Origin of the sequence: Maricaulis maris MCS10 (genome assembly GCF_000014745.1) — a bacterium.
GTDB classification, from domain to species: Bacteria; Pseudomonadota; Alphaproteobacteria; order Caulobacterales; family Maricaulaceae; genus Maricaulis; species Maricaulis maris_A.
Genome location: NC_008347.1, coordinates 1,056,594 through 1,077,442 on the forward strand (window position 1 = coordinate 1,056,594; position 20,849 = coordinate 1,077,442).

Below are 20,849 nucleotides of genomic sequence, written 5' to 3' on the forward strand. Positions count from 1 at the left end.
GGAGTTTCCCCCTCATCCGCGCTACGCGCACCTTCTCCCAGGGGAGAAGGAAAGGGGGTGCGCAGCGGGGATAAACTCCGAATCCAGGCACAAAACTTTGTCATCCCGGACATATGCCCGGCCTCGAGCCGGGCGGAGATCCGGGACCTATTATCGCGAAAGCTGGCCGCACCGGGCTTATAGGTCCCGGGTCTTCGCCCTGATCAAGTCAGGGCTCCGCCCGGGATGACACGCGCGGGGTCTTCAGCGACGTCACTCTCAAACCCACCACATTTTTCCCGGCCGCAGCCCCGCGATAGCGGGGCAAAGAGCCGGGACCGACGAGACTTTCCGGCAAGCGATGAGTCTCTCGTTGGTCCCGGATGGCGCTGCGCACCTCCGGGAAAAATGGGTGGGGTAGTCCCGGTGCGAGATTTAATCCCCCCGCGCCGGCCACAGCCGGCTTCTCAGCCACCCAATCGTCGAATTCCCCGCCAGGGACTGCCGGTAGGCCGTGTCCATGAAGCGGTCCAACCCTTCCGCATCGGCGAACAGGTCGGAGCGGGTTTTCATCGGGGCGTCGGGGTCGATGCGTTTGATGACACGTGCCGGATTGCCGGCAACAATGGTCCAGGGCTCGACGTCCTTGGTGACGACCGAGCGGGCGCCGACGACGGAATGATCGCCAATGGTCACGCCCTTGCCGACAAAGGCGCCATCGCCGATCCAGACATTCCTGCCCAGCTTGACCGGTCTGAATTCCGGCTGCGGGTCGACGCGGTCATGGATGGAATGCCAGTCGCAATCGGTGATGGTGACCTTGTTGGCGATCAGGCAGGCATCGCCGATCTCGATCTCGCCGGCGGCGAGGATGCGGGTGCCGGGGGCGAGGAAGACATGATCGCCGAGACTGATCCGTCCCGCCTGGGTCTGCGGGGCCCAGACGGTGAGGCGCACCTGGTCGGCCTTGTTGGCGATCACGTGGAGATAGTCGCCGACGGTGACATTCGGCCCGAACACCTCGACGGCCCAGGGCTGGACGATTTTCGGTTCCTTGCCGATCTCCGCGAAATGCGGCCAGACGAAATGACGCGCCCAGGCGTTCTCGAACCGCTCCCAGAGCTGGTGCATCCAATAGGGGCGATGATCGCGGCGCATGGCAGGTCCGTTGGCTGGCGGGGGCGGGCTGGCATTGCGGCTTGCCGCGCGCGCCCGCGAAGGCAAGTGTTTCGCCGACATGAGACAATAAGGGACCGGCCGTGTCTCGCCTGCGATGCAGGTCGGGGGAAAGGGCCGGAATATGGATATGGCCTACACGGTTGAACTGGATGCGGCGGCCGTGGCCGCCTATCTCGACCAGGTCTTCCCGCAATGGAATCAGGGCGGGATCCGGTTTGGCATTGATGTCATCGAGCCGGGGCGGGCGCGGGTTTCTGCCGAGGCGCGGGCCGAGCATTTGCGGCCGGGCGGGACGGTGTCCGGACCGACCCTGTTCACCCTGGCCGATTTTGCTGCCTATGCGGTCATTCTCGGTCATGTCGGCCGGCAGGCGCTGGCGGTGACCACCAATCTCAATATCAACTTCCTGCGCAAGGCGCCGCCCGGCCCGGTGGTGGGCGAATGCCGCCTGCTCAAACTGGGTTCGCGACTGGCGGTCACCGAATGTGATATCAAGGTCGACGGCACAGACGACTTGATCGCCCATGCCAGTGCGACCTATTCCCTGCCGCCCAAGACCAGCTGAGGCCGACCCCGCATGACCGAAACGCCTGAAACCGAATTGACCGGTCCCGATCCGATCGAGGACATCATCCTGGCGCTGGTCGCTGCAGCGCCGGAAAACCGATCGATCTCGCCCGCCGATGTGGCCAAGGCGGTCGATCCGGAGCGTTTCAATCGCAAGTTCGGCCATGTCCGCCAGGCCGCCATTCGTCTGGCCAAGGCCGGCAAGGTGACCATTCTGCGCAAGGGCAAGCCGGTCGAGGATCCCGAGGCCTTCAAGGGTGTCTGGCGGATTGGCCGCGCCTGATCTCGATACCCTGCTGGCGGATATCCGCGCCTGCCGTGTCTGTGCCGGAGAGATGCCGCATGAACCGCGCCCGGTGATCCAGGCCCATCGCGATGCCCGCATCCTTTTGGTCGGGCAGGCGCCGGGCACACGGGTACACGCGTCGGGCAAACCTTTCACCGACCCGTCCGGTGATCGCCTTCGCGACTGGCTGCAAATCGACGAGGCGAGCTTTTATGACCCGACCAAGCTGGCCATCGTGCCGATGGGGTTCTGCTTTCCCGGACTGGATGCCAAGGGAGGTGACCTGCCGCCGCGCCGCGAATGCGCGCCACTTTGGCAGGCGCGGGTCCGCGAAAACCTGCCGAATGTCCGGCTGACCTTGCTGGTCGGCCAGTATGCCACTCGTTTCTGGCTGGGTTCGCGGGCGCACAAAACGCTGACGGAAACCGTGCGCCAGGCGGAGCGCTATGCGCCGGATTTCCTGCCACTACCCCACCCGTCCTGGCGGAATAGTGCCTGGTTGCGCAAAAACCCGTGGTTTGGGGAAATAATTCTCCCAATGCTGCGATGCCGCATGAAAGATTTGTTATCCTGACCCTATCCTTGGGTGTTTCTGACCGCTTGTGTGTTGGCGTCTGAAGCGGTATTCCGGCGCCCGAAATCGCGGCCCCGGAAACGGCAGCCGCAACAGCTGAACAAAAGGGTTTGTGGCTCATGAGCGTTCTCGAGCATCCGTCTTTCGACAATCACGAGAAAATTCTTTTCGCGACCGACGAAGTCACCGGGCTGAAAGCCATCATCGGTGTCCATTCGACGGTCAGCGGCCCGGCCTGCGGCGGCTGCCGCATGTGGTCCTATCCCAATTCCGAAGCCGCCCTCCAGGACGCGCTGCGCCTGTCCCAGGGCATGAGCTACAAGAACATCATGGCCGACCTGCCGATCGGTGGCGGCAAATCCGTCATCATGAAGCCGGAAGGCCCGTTTGACCGCAAGGCGCTGTTTGAAGCCTTCGGCCGCGCCGTCGACAGCCTCAACGGCCACTACATCACGGCCGAGGATGTCGGTGTCAGCCCGGACGACATGATGGCCGTACGCGCCTCTACCGAACACGTGGTCGGCCTGCCGGAAGGCAAGGCGGCTTCGGGTGACCCGTCACCGGTGACCGCCGAAGGCGTGTTCCGCGGCCTCAAGGTCTGTGTCGAGCGTGGCCTGGGCAAGTCCGATCTCGCCGGCGTGAAAGTCGCCATCCAGGGCGCTTCCGGCCATGTCGGCACCTATCTGGCCGGCCATCTCGCCAGGGCCGGCGCGGAACTCTTCATCACCGATATCAACCAGGATGGCCTCGAGCGTCTGAAGGCCGAGCACGGCGCCACCATCGTCGGTCTCGACGATATCTACAGCCTCGATGTCGATGTCTTTGCCCCGTGCGCGCTGGGCTCGGTGATCAATCCGGACACGATTGACCGCATCAAGGCCAAGATCATTGCCGGTGCCGCCAACAACCAGCTGGCCACCCGCGAAATGGGCGCCGAAGTCCTCAAGCGCGGCATCATCTACGCACCGGATTATGTCCTCAATGCCGGCGGCATCATCAATGTGATGGGCGAGATTGCCGGTGACTTCAATCCGGAATGGGTCAAGGGCAAGCTGGTCGGTCTCGAGCAGACGCTGGCTGAAATCCTCGACCAGTCGGACCGCGAGGGCCGCCCCTCCAACCTCATCGCCGACGAGATCGCCCGTCAGCGCATCGAGGAAAAGCGCGCCGCCAAGCTGGCGAAAGTCGCTTAGGCCACACTGTATGACGCTTGCACTGAAACGCCCCTGCCGGATGGTGGGGGCGTTTTGCTGTGTGGCCGCATACAGCCCCTTTGTCATCCCTGATGAATGCCCGGCGAAGGCCGGGCGCAAGTCAGGGACCTATGTGGTTGCAGGCAGTTAGGTCCCCGCCATCCGTCCGGCCTTCGCCGGACATACTGCGGGGATGACAAAGGCGGGACGGGATAGGAGAGTGTCCGCTTGGCGATGCGCCCATGCATCGTCCCTCAGAGCGCTACCACCCGCCCGCATCCGGAGACCTGGACTTGGAATACGTCACCTCCCCCCTGTCCGAAACACTCGACACCGCACCGCTATGGGGGCGTCTGCTGGTCTTTGCGGCCATTGCCGTGCTGGCCAATATCCTCGTATTCGGTATCCGTCTGGTGGCGGATCTCATCATCGCGACGCGGACCGAGCGCAAATACTCCAAGCTTCGCTCGGTGACCTCAATGGCGGCCAGCGCGATCATGTTCTCGGTCTGGTTCCTGACGCTGGGTTTCATACTCGCTGAGCTGGGCGTGTCGCTGACCGCCTACCTGGCCAGTGCCTCGGTGATCGGCCTGGCCATCGGTTTCGGTTCCCAGGGCGTGGTGCAGGATCTGGTCAACGGGGTCACCTTCATCTTCTCCGACCTGCTCGATGTCGGTGACCTGGTCGAGATTTCCGGCCAGACGGGGATCGTCCAGTCGATCACGATGCGTTTTGTGGAGCTTGAGAATGCGGTAGGCGCCAGCGTTTTCATTCCCAACCGTACCATTACCAATGTGATCAATTATCCGCGCGGCTATATCCGTTGCATTGTCGATGTGACCCTGACCGGTGATGCCGAGGCGAAGGACAAGGCCGAAGCGCGGGCGACTGAGCTGATGCACGGGTTTCACGAGCAATTCCCCGGCATATTCCTGTCGCGCCCGTCGAATGTCGGCCGGGTGGCGCTGACGTCCGGACGCGAATTCGTACGCATCAAATTCCGCATCTGGCCGGGCCGCGCCCAGCCGATCGAAACCATTTATCGCGACGAGGTCGTCGCCGCCTTCGTCAAGGTCGATCCGGACTACAAGCCGTGGATGGTGGCGGTCAGTTTCGAGGTCGAGGACCGCCCGGAAGCCGTGCGCCCGTCGCTGAATTTGAGCTGGCCGGGCGGGAAGTAGCGGTCGTTCTCCCGCCTGAAAGTGTGCGCCTACGCGCTACGCCGCCACAACCCGCACATAGACGGGGTCCAGCTCCACACTCACTCGATCGCCCTCGCGGATCGGTGACGGTGCCGGCGTTTGGGCCGACCATTCGCCGCCTGCGCCAGCAAAGCGGTGCGTCAGGTGTGGGCCGGCGGAGCGACGGCGGGTGATGGTGCAGGGACCATCAGGATCGAGGCTCAGCGTGAAGGCGCGCGGGCGGACCAGGACAGAGACGGGTTGGCCGTCCTCGAATCCGTTGGCATCAACAGGCCCGAACGGGGTCTCCGCCTGACCGTTCGTGACCTGTGCCTCGATAATCTCGACATCGCCCAGCAGCTTCGCAGCCGTGGCGCTGACCGGTGTCATCCAGACATCGTCCGGCGGGCCGGTCTGGATGATGCGGCCGCCATCCATCAGGGCCAGCTCGTCGGCGACGGCCATCGCCTCTTCCGCGTCATGGGTGACGATCAGGGCGGTGGTGCCGGCGGCACGCAGCGTGTCGACCGTGCGTTCCCGCAGCTCGCCGCGCAGGCGTCGGTCGAGGCCGGAGAAAGGTTCGTCCAGCAGCACCACAGCCGGCTGCGGCGCCAGGGCGCGGGCGAGAGCGACCCGCTGCTGCTCGCCGCCGGACAGCTCGTGCGGATAGGCCTTGGCCTTGTGGCCGAGTTCGGCGACCTCCAGCTGGGTCATGGCGCGGGCGGTCTTGTCGGGGCCGGTGAGCCCGAAGGCGACATTGGCCAGGGCGGTCATGTGCGGGAAGAGGGCGTAGTCCTGGAACACCATGCCGACCCGGCGCGTCTCCGGCGCGACATGGGTGGTGTGGTCATTCCAGACGGTCGCGCCCAGGCAGATCGAGCCGGCCTCCAGCCGCTCAAGTCCGGCAATGGCGCGCAGGAGGGTGGATTTGCCGCTGCCTGAGGGGCCGAGGAGAGCCGTGATGCGTCCGGCATGCAGATTGAGGTCGGCACCAGCCAGGGCAGCGTGGTCGGCCCGGTAGCGGCGTTCCGCGCCGCGAATGCTCAACACTGTGCGTGTGTCCGCCATGCGGCGTTCCCCCGGGGCGTTCTGGCTAGCGATCCTGTCTGGATAGGTAGCGGGCCACGAAGATCATGGGAAGCAGGGCGACCAGCGGAATGAGGAGGGAGGGCAGGGCCGCCTCGCCCAGACGCTCATCGCTGGCGAAATTATGGGCGATGATGGCCAGCGTGTCGTAGTTGAACGGGCGCAGGATCATCGTCGCCGGCAATTCCTTGAGCACTTCGACAAAGACCAGCAGGCCGGCTGAGGTCACCCCGGCAGCAATCAGCGGCCAGTGGATATGCCAGACGCGGCGCTGACGCGTGGCGCCGAGGATTCTTGCCGCGCCATCGAGCGAGGGCGTGACGCGGGCCAGGGCCGTCTCGGCCGGGCTGATCGCGGCGGCGGCAAAGCGCGACAGATAGGCAAAGACCAGCGCCGCGCCGGTACCGGTCAACAGGATCGGGAAGACCTCGCCGGTCAGGCTGCGCCAGGCCGGGTCGATCAGGGCCTGCGTGCCCGAAAGGATGGCGATCACACCAACCGCGGCGACAGCGCCCGGCACGGCATAGCCCAGGCCTGCGGCACGGGCGGCCAGGGTGGCGATGGCGGTACGGCTGCGCAGGGCATAGGCCGTGGCAAGGCCCAGGGCAGCTGCGATGAGGGCGGTGATCCCGGCCAGGGTCAGGCTGTGCAGGCTGGCGGCGGCCAGCCCGGTTGCGGTCTCGGTGTGGGCGGCAAGCCAGACCAGTCGGCCCAGCGGTATGACCATGCCAAGCGCCAGCGGCGCCAGACAGGCGAGAAGCGCGGCGATGGCGGCGCCACCGCGCAGTGTGAGGCGCGGTGCCGGCTTGTGCCGTCCGGCGGCGTTGACGCTGCGGGCGCGACTGCGTTGGGCCCGTTCGAGGCCGAACACGACGATGGCGATGAAGACCAGAACCAGCGACAGGCGGGCCGCGTCGACCAGGGAGCCGGCGCCGCTCCAGGCGCGGATCAGCCCGATCGACAGGGTCGGGGCGCCCAGATGCGAGACGGTGCCATAGTCGGCCAGGCTTTCCATCGCCACCAGCGCCAGGCCAGCGGCCACCGCCGGGCGGGCCATGGGAAGGGAGGTGCGCCAGAAGGCGGTCAGGGGGCCGGCGCCCAGCGTGCGGGCGGCATTGTAGGCGTCGGCGGATTGGCCGGCGAAGGTGTCGCGGGCCAGCAGGTAGACATAGGGGTAGAGAACGAGCGCGAACATCATCCCGGCGCCGACACCGCCGCGAATGGTCGGGAACAAGCCGCCGGTAAGCGCGTCGAGCGGGCCACCGGCCTGGCTGAGGTCGAGCCAGGCATAGGCGGCGACATAGGCCGGCACCGCCAGCGGCAGGATGAGGATCCAGCTGAGTGCCTTGCGGCCGGGAAACTCTGTTCGGGCGATCAGCCAGCCCAGTACTGTGCCGATCAGGCCGGCCCCGCCACCGGCGACCAGGGCGACCAGGGCCGAGGTCGTCAGGTAGACGGGCAGGCGGGTCTGGGCGAGGTGCTGGAGATAGTCACCACTGTCGCGGGTCAGCGCGATCCACGCCACGGCGAGGACCGGCGCGGCGCAGACCAGCGCCGCCAGGACTGCCAGGCCGGATGTCCGGCCCGGCAGGCGGGATGGTGATCCCGCCTTGTCCACTACTGCCAGCCGACCCGGTCGAAAATGCGCTGGGCGGTTTCGTTGTGGTCACCCAGTTCGGAGACGTTCAGGCTGTCCTCGGTGAAGGGCAGCATGGCGGCCAGCGTCGGATTGTCCCAGCTGACATCACCGCGGACCGGAATCTCATTGGTCATTTCGGCAAAGGCGCGCTGGGCGTAGTCGCCAAGGAAAAACGCAATCAGTTCACGCGCCTCTTCGGGGTGCGGGGCGTTCACGGCGATGCCGGCGCCGGACACGTTGACATGGGCACCGGTGGTCTCCTGGCTCGGGAAGAAGAGCGTGACCGCGGCGGCGGCGGCCTGGGCGGCCGGATCCTCGGAATTGACCATCATCGCATAGTAATAATGGTTGAGGATGGCGACGTCGCACTCACCGGCGGCAATGCCGTTGATCTGGGTGCGGTCACCGCCCTGCGGTTCGCGGGCCATGTTGTCGACAATGCCCTGGGCCCAGGCCTGGGCCCCGTCCTCACCCAGATGGGCGACCATCGCGGCGAGCAGGGACTGGTTGTAGGCATTGCCGCTCTCGCGGACACAGATGCGGCCTTCCCAGCGCGGATCGGCGAGGTCTTCATAGGTCGCGATCTCGCCCGGCTGAACGCGGTCGTTCGAGTAGGCGATCACGCGGGAACGCTTGGCAAAGCTGACCCAATAGCCTTCCGGATCGATCAGGTTGGCCCCGATACCGGAGGCCAGGTCGGAATAGTCGGCGGATGCGAACAGGCCGGCCTGCTCGGCCCGGTGCAGGCGGGCGGCGTCGACGGTGATGATGACATCGGCCGGGCTGCGCTCGCCATCGGCGCGGACACGCTCGATCAGCTGGTCGCCATTGGCCGAGACCAGATTGACCTCGATACCAGTCGATTCGGTGAAGGCGGCGTAGATGGCCGCGTCGCTGGAATAGTGGCGGGCACTATAGACGTTCACGACACGCGCTTCGGCGGCGGCTTCGGAATCGCCGGACGCGCTATCGGTGGCCGGCTGGGAACAGGCTGCCAGGGCAAGCCCGGCGGCAGCGGCAAGGAGTTTCACGGAATTCATGTCGCACCCAATATTATTGACGTGCTCCACTCCTCTCACTTCTGAGAATGTTTCGCAAGAAATCCGTGCAGAAATTGACTGCGCGGAAGCGACGCAGGGTAGATGTCGCGGCGAGAATCGCTCGCCCAAGCGGTGCACCAGTCAGGTCGGCTGGCGCGAAATACTGTTTTCAGGGATCAATGCGGAGTGGAAATGGTGGGCGATACTGGGATTGAACCAGTGACCCCCTCGGTGTGAACGAGGTGCTCTCCCGCTGAGCTAATCGCCCGGTGTTTCCGGAAAGCGAGCGTATAAGCAGGCACTTCTACCCGGTCAACCACATGTGGAAGTTGAAGCGCAGATGTGTCGCGCTCAAGGTGCGACAACTTGCCACACCGTCATGCTCTCGTCATATGACCAGTCTGCCTATATCAGCCTCCACCAAGCTGGAACGCGGCCGTCGTGGCCCGTCCCGTCAATCACCAGATTGGACGCAATTCCCGGCCGGGGGAAGCTTCGGCCGAGTAGGAGGTTTTGTTCATGAGTAATGATCTGTGCACGCCCGAAGGTGCGCGTCGTCTTAAAGCGCGAATTGAAGCCTATTGGGCCGAGCGCGGCTATGATGTTTCCGTGGATCTCGTGGAAGCTGGCTTCATGCCCGCCATGCGCTCTGCCCGCACGGATGTGCGCTCCAACCTCGTCAATGGCATGCCGACCCGCGCAGCCAATGACGCAGGCCGCGAGCGTCGCTCGGCCTGATCAGGTCGAGCCTCGCCAGATTTCGGCGAGCGCCAGCGGTACATCGCTGAATGCATGAATGACCCGGTCGGCTCCCAAGGAGCCGGCCGGTCTTTCGCTGTAGCCATAGCTCATGATGACACTGGGCAGGGTGGCCGCCGCAGCTGACGCGACATCAGGCTCACTGTCACCGACCAGGGCGGCGCGAGCATAGCCGTCCCCCAGGGCGTCGAGCAGGTGATCCGCGGCAGGCTTTTTTGCCGTCGTCCGCTCGGGACCGATGATGCGGTCGAAATAGCCCGACAGTCCCAATTCCCCGATCAACATGTCCGACAGGACAGATGGCTTGTTGGTGCAAACCGACAGGCGGCAGCCCTGTGCCCGAAGCCAGGCGAGCGTGGTCTCGACACCTTCGAATGGTGTTGAGTGGGCGGCGACGTCAGACTGGTAGATCTCGATGAAGTCGGCGACCGCCGCTTCGGGATCTTCAAGCCTTACCGACTGGGCCGCGTGGGCACGTTCGAGCAGCGCCAGAGCGCCGCGTCCGACCATTGCCCGCACCGCTGCCAGAGCCACCGGTTCAAGCCCGCGCGGCTCGATCACCGCATTCAGGGCCCGCAGCAGGTCGGGCGCGGTATCGACCAGCGTGCCGTCGAGGTCAAAGGCGATCGCGGCGTCGGCAAACAGGGCGGCGTCACGGGAGTCGAGCATGAAATCAGACCTTTGTACGGGCAGTGCAGGAGAAGCTAGGTTACGCGCACCACAGCGATAGGCTATAGCGCCTGACAGGTCGAAGTCGCCGATTCCACCAGCCAAGGAAGCCGCAATGTCCCGATCCCGCTCCGCTATCATCCTCGCTGCCGGCCAAGGAACGCGGATGAAGTCGAAAACGGTCAAGGTCCTGCACAAGGTTGCAGGCCGACCCATGCTGGATTGGGCGGTCGCCCTGGCCGGTGATTGCGGTGCGTCCGACATTGTCACGGTCTGGGGGGCCCATTCGCCTGCCGTCCGCGATGCGGCCGAGGCGCTGGGAACACGCACCGCGCTGCAAGACCCGCCCAAGGGGACCGGCCACGCCGTGCTCGCCGCCCGCGCGGCGCTGGCTGACCTGTCCGGCGATGCGATTGTCCTCTATGCCGACACACCGCTGATCACTGCCGCAACCGTTGCCCGGGTCTTCGAGGCGCTGGAAGGCGGTGCATCGGTCGCCGTGCTGGGTTTTGAACCGGATGATCCTGCCGCCTATGGCCGCCTGATCACCAATGAGGCCGGAGACCTGGACCGGATTGTCGAGTTCAAGGATGCCAGTGAGGCCGAACGCGCGGTCGGCCTGGTCAATTCCGGTGTGCTGGCCGCACCGGCAGAGCTTCTGTTCGACCTGCTCGGCGAAGTCGGCAATGACAATGCCAATGGTGAGTATTATCTGACCGATGTCGTTGGCCTGGCCCGGGCCCGCGATCTGCGCGCCGCCGTGGTGGTGGCCGATGCCGATGAGGTGTTGGGCGTCAATTCCCGCGCCGACCTGGCCGAGGCCGAGGCGGCCTTCCAGTCGCGCATGCGCCAGTCGATGATGGCGGACGGTGTGACCCTGATTGCCCCGGAGACGGTCTTCTTCGCCCATGACACGCAGATCGCCCGTGACGTGGTGATCGAGCCCAATGTGGTGTTTGGCCCCGGTGTGGTGATCGAGGAGGACGTGGTCGTCCACGCCCATTCGCATATTGCGGGCGCGCATCTCAAACGCGGCGCCCATGCCGGACCGTTCGCGCGCTTGCGCCCTGGCGCGGAGCTGGGAGAAGGCTCGAAGGTCGGCAATTTCGTCGAGATCAAGAAATCGCAGCTCGCAGAGGGCGCAAAAGTCTCGCACCTTACCTATATCGGCGATGCGTCGGTTGGCGCGAACGCCAATATCGGGGCCGGGACCATCACCTGCAATTACGACGGATACGACAAGCACCGCACCGTGATCGGCGACAATGCCTTCATCGGATCGAATACGTGCCTGGTCGCTCCGGTTACGGTCGGCGATGGCGCTTTCACGGCGACCGGCACGATTGTTACCCAGGATGTGCCCGCTGATGCGCTTGCGCTCGCTCGCACCCCGCAAACCCACAAGCCGGGCTGGGCGGCCCGTTTCAATGCCGCAAAGCAAGCCCGCAAGGCCAGGAAGGACAGCCAGACATGAGTGTGACGGAACGCCTCAAGGACCCCAGCCTTTATCGGACTGACAGCTTTATCGATGGCCAATGGGTCGGCGGTGAAGGTGGTGTCGATGTGCTCAACCCGGCCAATAATGAAGTCATCGCCACCATTGGTGATGTCGGTGAGGCGGGGGCCCGCCAGGCCGTTGCCGCCGCGACACGCGCCTTCGAGACCTGGAAGAAGGTCTCGCCCTTCCAGCGCGCTGCATTGCTGATGAAATGGCACCAGCTGATCCTGGAGAACACGCAGGATCTCGCCAGCCTGATCACGCTCGAAATGGGCAAGGTGAACAAGGAAGCGCAAGGCGAGGTCGCCTATGGCGCCTCTTTCGTCGAGTGGTCGGCCGAGGAAGCCAAGCGCGTGCATGGCGAGACCCTGTCGACGCCTTTCCCGGGCTCGCGTGGCTGGACGATCCGTCAGCCGATCGGTGTGGTCGGCTGTATCACCCCGTGGAATTTCCCGGTCGCGATGATCACCCGCAAGTGCGCGCCGGCCCTGGCGGCTGGCTGCACCATGGTGATCAAGCCGGCACCGGAAACCCCGCTCTCGGCCCTGGCCCTGGCGGAGCTGGCCAAACGCGCCGGTATTCCCGATGGCGTGTTCAATGTGGTGTGTGGTGATGCGCCGTCCATCGGCGGCGTGCTGACCAGTTCCAGCGATGTCCGCATGGTCGGTTTCACCGGCTCGACGGCGGTCGGCAAGCTTTTGATGAGCCAGGCCGCCTCGACGGTGAAACGTGTGGCCCTTGAACTGGGCGGCAATGCGCCCTTCATCGTCATGGATGATGCCGATATCGAGAAGGCGGCCGACGGTGTCATCGCCTCGAAATTCCGGGTCTCCGGCCAGACCTGTGTCTCGGCCAACCGGATCATCGCCCAGCCGGCCATTGCCGACCAGCTGGTCGCGGCGCTCGAAGCACGCGTCTCCAAGCTCAAGGCCGGTGACGGTTTTGACGCTGAGACCACGGTCGGTCCGCTGATCCACATGAAAGCGGTCGCCCGTGTCGACCAGCTGGTGAGCCAAGCCCGCGATGCCGGCGCCCGCATTGTCACCGGCGGCAAGCCCCTGATAGAGGAGCTGGGCGGCTCCTTCTATGCCCCGACCCTGATCGATGGCGGTGATCCGGCGATGGATGTTTCGTGTTCGGAAATTTTCGGACCGGTGGCGTCCATCTACCGTGCGGAAACAGAGGCCGACATCATCAAGATGGCCAATGACACGCCGTTCGGCCTCGCCGCTTATATCTACACGCAGGATGTCGGCCGGGTGCACCGTCTGACCGAGGGCATTGAATACGGCATGATCGGCGTCAACGCGCCCATGGTCGGCGCGGCCTCGACCCCGTTCGGCGGCGTCAAGGAAAGCGGCATTGGCCGCGAGGGCGGCAAGTGGGGCGTCGAGGAGTTTACGGAACTCAAATACGTGTTGCTCGGTGGCGTCGACCAATGACGGCCCTGCGCCAGAAGACGCTCGCGGCGGCCGCTGCGCTCGACTATATCGAAAGCGGCATGACGCTGGGGCTCGGCTCCGGCTCGACGGCAGAGATTTTTCTCCGCCTGCTGGGCGAGAAGATCAAGGACGGTCTGGACGTGCGCGGTGTGCCGACCTCCCAGCGCACCGCCCAGATTGCCGCCGAGAATGGCGTGCCGCTGATCGATGTCGACCATGTCAACAATATCGCCATCACCATTGATGGCGCCGACGAGGTCGACGGCCGGTTCCAGCTGATCAAGGGCGGCGGCGCCTGCCTGTTGCGCGAGAAGATCATCGCCCATGCGTCCGATCTGATGATCGTCATGGTCGATGAGAGCAAGCTGGTTGCGACCCTGGGCAAGTTCCCGCTTCCCGTTGAGGTCGACCGCTTCGGCTTTTCACTGACTGCCAGCCAGGTCTATGAGGCTTTGCGCAGGGCGGGGATCAAATCGCCGGACGTCCAGTTGCGCCGCAAGGGCGACGGGCTGGAGCCATTGGTCACCGATGGCGGAAATTACATTCTTGATTGCGCCTGCGAGGCGATCCCGGATGCCGGTGCTGTTGACAGGGCGCTGAAGGCCATCCCCGGTGTGGTCGAGCACGGCCTGTTCATCAATCTCGCTCGTGTTGTCATCGTCGGCGAGGACGGTGAAGCGCGGGTGATGGAGCTTTAGGCTCTGCTGCACGCAATGAGGCATTTTGAATGACCCAGTACGACTACGACCTCTTCGTTATCGGCGCCGGTTCCGGCGGCGTTCGCGCGGCCCGCATGGCCAAACAGCATGGCGCGGCGCGTGTCGCTGTGGCCGAGGAGTATCGGGTCGGCGGGACCTGTGTGATCCGCGGCTGCGTTCCCAAGAAGCTCCTGGTTTATGCGAGCGAGTTCGCCAAGACATTCAAGCTGGCCGAGAGCTATGGCTGGAGTGTCGGCGAGACCTCGTTCAGCTGGGAAAGGCTGATCGCTGCCAAGGATGCCGAGATCGATCGCCTGTCGGGCATCTACAGCCGCAATCTCAACAATTCCGGTGTCGAGGTGATCGAGGAGCGGGCCGAGTTCGAGGACGCGCACACGATCCGTCTGGTGAAATCGGGCCGGACAGTTACCGCCGACAAGATCCTGATCGCGGTCGGCGGGACTCCTTACGTGCCGGAGCTCGAGGGCGCCGAGCTGGGCATTTCCTCCAATGAGGCCTTTCACCTGGAAAGCCTGCCCCGGCATGTCGTGATCGCCGGGGGCGGCTATATCGCCTGCGAGTTCGCGCAGATCTTCGCCGGCATGGGCGCTGAGGTCTGCCAGGTCTATCGCGGTGACACCGTGCTGCGCGGTTTTGACGATGATGTGCGCAGCCATGTGCATGAAGAACTGGTGCGCTCGGGCGTCCGGGTGATCACCCACACGGTCTTCGAGAAGATCGAAGCCCTGCCGGACGGGCGCAAGCGCGTGCACCTGGATAATGGCAACCATATCGACACTGATGTCGTCATGTACGCGATCGGACGCAGCCCGCACGTTGACGGCTTGGGTCTCGACAAGGCCGGTGTGGCGCTCGACCCCAACGGTGCCATCAAGGTCAATGCCTATTCCAAGACCACCGCGGACAATATCTACGCCGTTGGCGACGTCACCAACCGGGTCAATCTGACCCCGGTGGCCATTCGTGAAGGGGCGGCCTTTGCGGCAACCGTGTTTGGTGACACCCCGACTGCCTATGATCACGAAGACATTGCGTCAGCGGTGTTCACGCAGCCTCCTGTTGGCTCTGTCGGCCTGTCAGAGGTAGATGCGCGCAAAAAAATTGCACAGGTTGATGTTTACAAGACCTCGTTCCGGCCTATGAAATCATCGCTCACGTCGGATGCATCCCGGATGTTGATGAAACTCGTCGTCGACGGGGAGACACAAAGGGTGCTGGGCGTGCATATTGTCGGGCCGGATGCGCCTGAGATGATCCAGCTGGCCGGGATCGCCGTTAAGGCGGGCCTGACCAAGGATCAATATGACGCGGCATGCGCCGTGCATCCGACCAGTGCGGAAGAGCTGGTGACCATGAAGGAAAAGTGGACACCGCCGGAGTTGAAAGCAGCAGAGTAACATGACCTGGTCCCCCCAATCCTGGCGCTCCAAACCCGTCAGTCAGATGCCGAACTACAAGGATGCCGCCAAGCTGGATGCCGCGATTGCCGAGCTTTCGGCGCGTCCGGCTCTGGTCTTTGCCGGCGAGGCACGACGCCTGCGGCGCCAGCTGGCCGATGTGACGGCGGGCAAGGCCTTCCTGTTGCAGGGCGGTGATTGTGCCGAGAGCTTCAAGGAGTTCTCGACCGAGGGGGTGCGCGACACCTTCCGTGTGCTGCTGCAGATGGCGGTGGTGATGACCTTTGCCGCCTCCAAGCCGATCGTGAAGGTCGGCCGGATCGCGGGCCAGTTCGCCAAGCCCCGCTCGGCGGACATGGAGACCATTGATGGCGTGTCATTGCCCAGCTATCGCGGTGACAGCGTCAATGGACCCGAATTCACGCCGGAAGCGCGTGAGCCCGATCCGCAGCGCTTGATCCGCGCTTATGACCAGTCAGCCTCGACACTGAACCTGCTGCGCGCCTTTGCGTCAGGCGGTTATGCCGACCTGCACAATGTCCACCAGTGGACCCAGGACTTCGTCAGCGACAGCCCGGCGGCGGAACGCTATGCCGAGACCGCGGCGCGCATCTCCGAAGCCCTGGCCTTCATGAAGGCCTGCGGCATCGGTCGCGACAGTGCGCCGTCGCTGGAAGCGGTCGACTTCTTCACCAGTCACGAAGCGCTGCATCTGCCCTTCGAGGAAGCGTTGACCCGCCGCGACCCCAATACCGGCCAGTGGTATGCCACCTCGGCGCACATGATCTGGACCGGCGAGCGGACCCGTCAGCTCGACGGGGCCCATGTCGAGTATGCGCGGGGCATCGCCAATCCCGTCGGCGTCAAATGCGGCCCGACCATGCAGCCGGACGACCTGCTGCCGCTGATCGACGCGCTGAACCCGGACAATGAGGCCGGGCGCCTCGTCCTGATCGTGCGCATGGGCGCCGATAATGTGGTCAAGAACTTGCCCAAGCTCGCCGCCGCCGTGACCAAGGCCGGCCGCAAGGTGGTCTGGTCGTCCGACCCGATGCACGGCAACACCCACAAAACCTCAAATGGCTACAAGACCCGCGACTTTGACCGCATCCTGTCCGAACTCGAGGGCTTCATGGATGTACTCTATGCCGAGGGGGCCTATCCCGGCGGTGTGCATTTCGAGATGACCGGTCGCGATGTGACCGAGTGCGTCGGCGGCGCCAAGACGGTCACCGAGGCTGATCTGGCGGCGCGCTATCACACCCATTGCGATCCGCGCCTGAATGCCGACCAGGCGCTCGACATGGCCTTCCGCATTGCCGAGAGCCTGAAGCGGGTCCGCAACAACAACTCGGCTGCCAACGCGGCCTGAATTCGGCGTCACATACCAGACAAAGAAAAACGCCGTCCGGAGATCTCCGGACGGCGTTTCACTTGATCGGTACCTGAAAGGCTGGATCAGATGTCTTTCAGAGCCGCTGCCGGGCGGAAAGCCGCCTGGGTGCGAGCCTTGGACATCATCGTTTCGCCGGTGCGCGGGTTGCGCACTTCACGGGCTTCACGGTGCTTGGCATAGAAGGTGCCGAAGCCAGCGATCTGGACACTGTCATTGCCCTTCACCGAGCCGACGATGGCTTCGATGGCGGAATCAACAGCTTCGCCCGCTTGTGCACGGGACAGGCCGGTTTTTTCGGCGACGGCTTTGGCAAGATCAGACTTGTTCATAGGGTTCCCCCCAGTTGTTCGCGGTCCGGCAAGTACGGTCATCGTATCCGTCCGGTAGTCGCGTGTTCGTTGACGGTCCATCAAGGCCAAGAACCGCCCGTGATTGCAAGCTGCAACAGGCGAATCCGGGCCAAATCGCTGCAATTTCCCCGGTAAAACGCGGTTTTTCACAGTTCGGCCCCCAAATTGCGTACATTGAACAGCATGTATCAGGGTGAACCGCATCATAACGCCGCTTCGACGAATCGCCCGATTCGCATGCTCCCGTTCGCACTTGCAGCAGGTTTGCTGGTCTATTTGCTTGCGGTATTCGCAGGTGCGGGAGAGACGCTGGCCCCACTTGCCGCGGCGATCGCTGCCGGCTGGACCCTCGGGCGCCTGACCCGGCGTTAACCCTGAGTTGATTGCGTTTTGCATCAAGATGCGAAAGGTTGCGTCCAACGGGCAGGGAGCAGCGACCGGGTGCGCAACCGAATTCTCATAGTCGATGATGATGCCGTTAATCGTGAAATTTTCCGCTGGTCGCTGAGTGGCCAATGCGAGATTGACGAGTTGACGAGCGGTGTCGGTGCAGCGACGCGGATCGTCGATGTCGATTATGATCTGGTGGTGCTTGATGTCATGATGCCGATTGTCGGTGGCATCGAGGTCGTCGAGGATATCAGCCGTACACGCGCCGACTTGCTGCCGCGGATTCTGGTTGTCACCGCTGCGATGAGCCAGGGATTGCTGGAGCAATTATCGCCGTTTCCGCTCGCCGGCGTGATCGAACGCCCGTACGATCCGGAGCAAATCAGCAAGATTTGCGAACCCTTTCTCAATCAGCACTAGCAGGGCGGGCGTTGGCCCAGAAGCCATGAAACAGTCTGGAACGACAGAGCGACGCCTGCGTCGCTATAATGCGGAACTCGATCGGCTGATGCAGGTCGGGCGGCAGACCGGCGATGACGTGACCGCCTTCATGCGCGTTGCCGTCCAGTCGCTGACCGCCATGTTGCAGGTCGAGCGGGCCAGTATCTGGTTGCTCCGGAATGATGACACCGCCCTGCACTGCGAATGCCTGCACGAGGCGCCGGATGACCGCTTGTCGAGCGAGGGCATCCTGAATGCACTCGATTTTCCTTCTTATTTCGATGCCTTCAAGACCGCGCGCGTGATCGCGGCGGATGATGCGCGAGCAGACCCGCGAACCTGCGAGTTCGCGGTCGGTTATCTGGATGTGCTCGACATCCACTCGATGCTCGATGCCCAGATCCGTGACCTCAGCGGACTGCGCGGCGTGGTTTGCTGTGAGAAGACCGGCGAACAACGCCCCTGGCACGAGGAAGATGTCGCTTTTGCCGGCGCTGTCGCGGAGTATATCGGTCTGGCGATGGAGTTGTCCGAGCGGCAGCGCAATGCCGACCGCTTGCGCGAGTCCAATGAACAATTGCGTGAGGCTGTCCTGCAGGCGGAACAGGCCAGGACTGCCGCAGAGGCCGCGAACCGCTCGAAGACCGAGTTCCTGGCCAATACATCGCATGAATTGCGGACACCGCTGAATGGCATTCTAGGCGGGGTCACAATTCTCCGTCTTGGTGTCGGGCCGGCAGAAACCACAGAATGGCTGGACACGATTGACCGGTCCGGCCGCTCCTTGTTGCACACCATCAATGCCATTCTGGATGCCGCGGCCCTCCAGGATGGAACCCTCGCAGTGGACGTGAGCCGGTTCGATATCGGGCAGGCCGCCGCCGAAGCGATCAGCGTGGGTGGTCCGGCGAATTTTCGTGACGATATTGTTGTGCAGGCGCTTGATCGCGGCCTGATGGAGGTCACAGCTGATTACCGTAAGACCGTGCAGGTTCTGGCCAGTCTCGTCGAGAACGCGTTCAAGTTTGCCGGGCATGCGCCACGGGTCAGGGTCGAGCCCGGCACGGCCGGCACGGTCCGAATTTGCGTCGAGGATGACGGCCCGGGCGTGCCGCCCGGCAGCGAGACGACGGTGTTCGAGCGTTTCAGCCAGGTTGATGGCAGCTCGACACGGTCCCATGGCGGCACCGGGCTCGGCCTCGCCGTCTCACGCGAGCTGGCCGAGCTGATGGGCGGTGAATTGGGGTATCGGGCGGCGGATAGCGGCGGCGCCTGCTTCTGGCTGCAGCTGCCCGACGCGGCCAGTCAGGACGGGTCGGTCAACTGACAGGCGGTACCTGGGCCAGCGCCCAGAAAATGCTGATTACAAGGGTCAGCATCCGGGCCAGCATCGACAGTGCCGTGACGACAGCGGTCAGCAGGACAGTCTTGCCGATCAATCCCGCAATACCCGACGAAAAGCCGGCATGGACGACCTGCGCGGCAATCAGCACGAATATTCCGGTATTGATGGGAAAGGCCCATTTCAGGATGTCGGGCCAAATGCTGGAGGCGATCAGGACCAGCGTGCTGGAGACGGCGCCTGCCGTGACCGGAATGAAATAGCATTGGGTGGACCGCAGGAAGTTGATGCCCTTGCGCATGGATTTCAGCGCGATCACGCCGGGCAGGACCAGCAAGGCTTCAATCGGGACATAGAGCAGGGCGGCCATGGTGGAAATTGCTGCGCGGACCGCGTCCATGTCGCGACGCCCTTCGCGAACAGCGTCTCCGAACGCCGCGCCGTCTCCGGAAATCCGCCAGATGATTTCACCCCATCCGCCCCAGACCATTGACAACAGGAACATCCAGGTCAGCACGCCGAACCAGACGCGCATGGGCGGTGTGTAGCGCTTCCTGTCGCCGTCGAGGAAAGCCAGGGCGACGGTGCCGGGGCGCAGGAAGATGTCCCGCAAGGTGCGTAGGCTTCGGTAATTGAAGCTCAGTACCTCGTCGAGCACGTCCTCGAGGACGCGGGTCTTGCCGACCTTGTCGTCAACGCCCCCGTCTCCCTGGCCCTGGCTCGTCATCAGATCTTGACCAGCATCTTTCCTGTATTCTGGCCGGTGAACAGGCCGGAGAAGGCAGCCGGGGCATTCTCGATACCGTCCATCACCGTTTCGGCGGGCTTGATCTTGCCCGCGGCCATCCAGTTGCCGAGATCGCTCACGAAATCGGTGAACATGTCGGCATGGTCGGAGACGATGAAACCGCGAATGGTCAGGGACTTGCCGATCATCATGGTCAGATTGTCAGGCAGGGTGGCGGCGCTGGTGTCGTTATAACGCTGGATCATGCCACAGGCGGCGATGCGGCCCTTGCGGCGCAACGTGTTGAGGGCTGCTGTAAAATGCGTGCCGCCGACATTCTCGAAATAGCCGTCAACGCCGTCCGGCGCGACCGCTGTAATGGCGGCGGTCAGATCGTCGGTCGCCTTGTAGTCGACCACATGGTCGGCGCCGAGAGACTTCACGAAGGCGCACTTCTCCGCACCACCGGCCGTGGCGATCACGGTTGCGCCCATCGCCTTGGCGAACTGGATGCCCGATGAGCCGACAGCACCGGCACCGGCCGACATCCACAGGGTCTCGCCGGGCTGCAGGTCGATCATGCGCTTGAGGCCCACATAGGCGGTCAGGCCCGGCATGCCGGCAATGCCGAGGAAGGCCTGCGGTGGCAGGATCGAGGTGTCGATCTTGGTCAGTCCGGCACCCGGCGCCGTATAGGCTTCGCGCCAGCCATGCATCGAGCTGACATGGTCACCCGGCTTCAGCCCGTCGAAATTGCTTTCGATCACTTCGCCGACTGCACCGCCATCCATCACCTGGCCGATCCCGAATGGCGCGATATAGGTGTGCACGCCACTCATGCGCCCGCGCATGTAGGGGTCAACAGAGATGTAGAGATTGCGGACCAGGACTTCCCCGGCGCCGGGCGCGGGAACGTCCGTTTCCACGACGTCATAGTATTTCGGATCCGGTGCGCCCTTCAAATAGGCGTTCAAATGGATTTCACGCGATTTCAT

21 protein-coding genes and 1 tRNA gene are annotated in these 20,849 nt (G+C 63.9%); 13 read left to right on the forward strand and 9 right to left on the reverse strand.

Going from position 1 to position 20,849, the window contains the following annotated elements:
* Positions 1–414: 414 nt before the first annotated feature.
* The gene (locus MMAR10_RS17245; RefSeq protein ID WP_041636805.1) at positions 415–1,137 is read right to left on the reverse strand and encodes an acyltransferase; all 723 of its coding nucleotides are present in this window, start codon (positions 1,135–1,137) and stop codon (positions 415–417) included.
* Positions 1,138–1,279: 142 nt separating this feature from the next.
* Here MMAR10_RS17245 and MMAR10_RS04975 point away from each other — a divergent pair, with 142 nt between their 5' ends.
* The 5 genes from MMAR10_RS04975 (at position 1,280) to MMAR10_RS04995 (ending at position 4,959) form a co-directional block, all read left to right on the forward strand.
* Complete coding sequence (locus tag MMAR10_RS04975) at positions 1,280–1,723, forward strand: PaaI family thioesterase (RefSeq protein ID WP_011642900.1); 444 nt, start codon at positions 1,280–1,282, stop codon at positions 1,721–1,723.
* 12 nt (positions 1,724–1,735) lie between these two features.
* Entirely contained in the window at positions 1,736–2,008 is a 273-nt protein-coding gene (locus tag MMAR10_RS04980; RefSeq protein WP_011642901.1) for a DUF3253 domain-containing protein, read from the forward strand.
* Positions 1,995–2,585 (forward strand): uracil-DNA glycosylase family protein, encoded by a 591-nt coding sequence (locus tag MMAR10_RS04985; RefSeq protein WP_011642902.1) that lies wholly within the window; start codon positions 1,995–1,997, stop codon positions 2,583–2,585. Before MMAR10_RS04980 ends, MMAR10_RS04985 begins: the two co-directional genes overlap by 14 nt.
* A 119-nt stretch (positions 2,586–2,704) precedes the next feature.
* On the forward strand, positions 2,705–3,778 hold the full coding sequence (locus tag MMAR10_RS04990; protein ID WP_011642903.1) for a Leu/Phe/Val dehydrogenase: 1,074 nt from the start codon (positions 2,705–2,707) through the stop codon (positions 3,776–3,778).
* A 242-nt stretch (positions 3,779–4,020) separates the two neighbouring features.
* Positions 4,021–4,959 carry a mechanosensitive ion channel family protein gene (locus MMAR10_RS04995; protein WP_011642904.1) on the forward strand — a complete coding sequence of 313 codons (939 nt, stop codon included), beginning with the start codon at positions 4,021–4,023 and terminating at the stop codon, positions 4,957–4,959.
* 36 nt (positions 4,960–4,995) lie between these two features.
* Here MMAR10_RS04995 and MMAR10_RS05000 read toward each other — a convergent pair whose 3' ends face one another.
* From MMAR10_RS05000 to MMAR10_RS05015, 4 genes are all read right to left on the reverse strand, one after another.
* On the reverse strand, positions 4,996–6,027 hold the full coding sequence (locus MMAR10_RS05000) for an ABC transporter ATP-binding protein (protein ID WP_011642905.1): 1,032 nt from the start codon (positions 6,025–6,027) through the stop codon (positions 4,996–4,998).
* Between the two features lie 25 nt (positions 6,028–6,052).
* Positions 6,053–7,663 carry an ABC transporter permease gene (locus MMAR10_RS05005; RefSeq protein WP_011642906.1) on the reverse strand — a complete coding sequence of 537 codons (1,611 nt, stop codon included), beginning with the start codon at positions 7,661–7,663 and terminating at the stop codon, positions 6,053–6,055.
* Entirely contained in the window at positions 7,663–8,724 is a 1,062-nt protein-coding gene (locus MMAR10_RS05010) for a Fe(3+) ABC transporter substrate-binding protein (protein WP_011642907.1), read from the reverse strand. Before MMAR10_RS05010 ends, MMAR10_RS05005 begins: the two co-directional genes overlap by 1 nt.
* 193 nt (positions 8,725–8,917) lie before the next feature.
* Positions 8,918–8,992 (reverse strand) — tRNA-Val (locus MMAR10_RS05015).
* A 251-nt stretch (positions 8,993–9,243) separates the two neighbouring features.
* On the opposite strand from MMAR10_RS05015, the gene MMAR10_RS05020 reads away from it, so the two are divergent.
* Positions 9,244–9,462 carry a hypothetical protein gene (locus tag MMAR10_RS05020; protein WP_011642908.1) on the forward strand — a complete coding sequence of 73 codons (219 nt, stop codon included), beginning with the start codon at positions 9,244–9,246 and terminating at the stop codon, positions 9,460–9,462.
* Here MMAR10_RS05020 and MMAR10_RS05025 read toward each other — a convergent pair whose 3' ends face one another.
* On the reverse strand, positions 9,463–10,152 hold the full coding sequence (locus tag MMAR10_RS05025; protein ID WP_011642909.1) for an HAD hydrolase-like protein: 690 nt from the start codon (positions 10,150–10,152) through the stop codon (positions 9,463–9,465). It abuts the gene before it with no gap.
* A 115-nt stretch (positions 10,153–10,267) separates the two neighbouring features.
* Here MMAR10_RS05025 and glmU point away from each other — a divergent pair, with 115 nt between their 5' ends.
* Genes glmU through MMAR10_RS05050 form a run of 5 tightly spaced genes read left to right on the forward strand, consistent with a single transcriptional unit; the run spans position 10,268 to position 16,580 of the window.
* Positions 10,268–11,626, forward strand: a complete 1,359-nt coding sequence (gene glmU, locus MMAR10_RS05030; protein ID WP_011642910.1) for a bifunctional UDP-N-acetylglucosamine diphosphorylase/glucosamine-1-phosphate N-acetyltransferase GlmU — start codon at positions 10,268–10,270, stop codon at positions 11,624–11,626.
* Positions 11,623–13,092 carry an NAD-dependent succinate-semialdehyde dehydrogenase gene (locus tag MMAR10_RS05035; protein WP_011642911.1) on the forward strand — a complete coding sequence of 490 codons (1,470 nt, stop codon included), beginning with the start codon at positions 11,623–11,625 and terminating at the stop codon, positions 13,090–13,092. The genes glmU and MMAR10_RS05035 overlap by 4 nt, the downstream gene beginning before the upstream one ends.
* Positions 13,089–13,790, forward strand: coding sequence for a ribose-5-phosphate isomerase RpiA (rpiA, locus tag MMAR10_RS05040; RefSeq protein ID WP_011642912.1), 702 nt, complete (start codon positions 13,089–13,091; stop codon positions 13,788–13,790). The genes MMAR10_RS05035 and rpiA overlap by 4 nt, the downstream gene beginning before the upstream one ends.
* A 29-nt stretch (positions 13,791–13,819) precedes the next feature.
* Positions 13,820–15,208 carry a glutathione-disulfide reductase gene (gor, locus tag MMAR10_RS05045; protein WP_011642913.1) on the forward strand — a complete coding sequence of 463 codons (1,389 nt, stop codon included), beginning with the start codon at positions 13,820–13,822 and terminating at the stop codon, positions 15,206–15,208.
* 1 nt (position 15,209) lies between these two features.
* On the forward strand, positions 15,210–16,580 hold the full coding sequence (locus tag MMAR10_RS05050) for a class II 3-deoxy-7-phosphoheptulonate synthase (RefSeq protein ID WP_011642914.1): 1,371 nt from the start codon (positions 15,210–15,212) through the stop codon (positions 16,578–16,580).
* Between the two features lie 86 nt (positions 16,581–16,666).
* On the opposite strand, the gene MMAR10_RS05055 is transcribed toward MMAR10_RS05050, so the two are convergent.
* Entirely contained in the window at positions 16,667–16,933 is a 267-nt protein-coding gene (locus tag MMAR10_RS05055) for an HU family DNA-binding protein (protein ID WP_011642915.1), read from the reverse strand.
* A gap of 462 nt (positions 16,934–17,395) precedes the next feature.
* On the opposite strand from MMAR10_RS05055, the gene MMAR10_RS05065 reads away from it, so the two are divergent.
* Both MMAR10_RS05065 and MMAR10_RS05070 read left to right on the forward strand, forming a co-directional pair.
* Positions 17,396–17,764 (forward strand): response regulator, encoded by a 369-nt coding sequence (locus MMAR10_RS05065; protein WP_011642916.1) that lies wholly within the window; start codon positions 17,396–17,398, stop codon positions 17,762–17,764.
* A gap of 25 nt (positions 17,765–17,789) precedes the next feature.
* The gene (locus MMAR10_RS05070) at positions 17,790–19,112 is read left to right on the forward strand and encodes a GAF domain-containing sensor histidine kinase (RefSeq protein ID WP_011642917.1); all 1,323 of its coding nucleotides are present in this window, start codon (positions 17,790–17,792) and stop codon (positions 19,110–19,112) included.
* Here the strand turns inward: MMAR10_RS05070 and MMAR10_RS05075 are convergent.
* Both MMAR10_RS05075 and MMAR10_RS05080 read right to left on the reverse strand, forming a co-directional pair.
* Entirely contained in the window at positions 19,105–19,854 is a 750-nt protein-coding gene (locus MMAR10_RS05075; protein ID WP_011642918.1) for a DUF3667 domain-containing protein, read from the reverse strand. The two genes, MMAR10_RS05070 and MMAR10_RS05075, sit on opposite strands and share 8 nt — an antisense overlap.
* Complete coding sequence (locus tag MMAR10_RS05080; protein ID WP_011642919.1) at positions 19,854–20,849, reverse strand: NADP-dependent oxidoreductase; 996 nt, start codon at positions 20,847–20,849, stop codon at positions 19,854–19,856. The genes MMAR10_RS05075 and MMAR10_RS05080 overlap by 1 nt, the downstream gene beginning before the upstream one ends.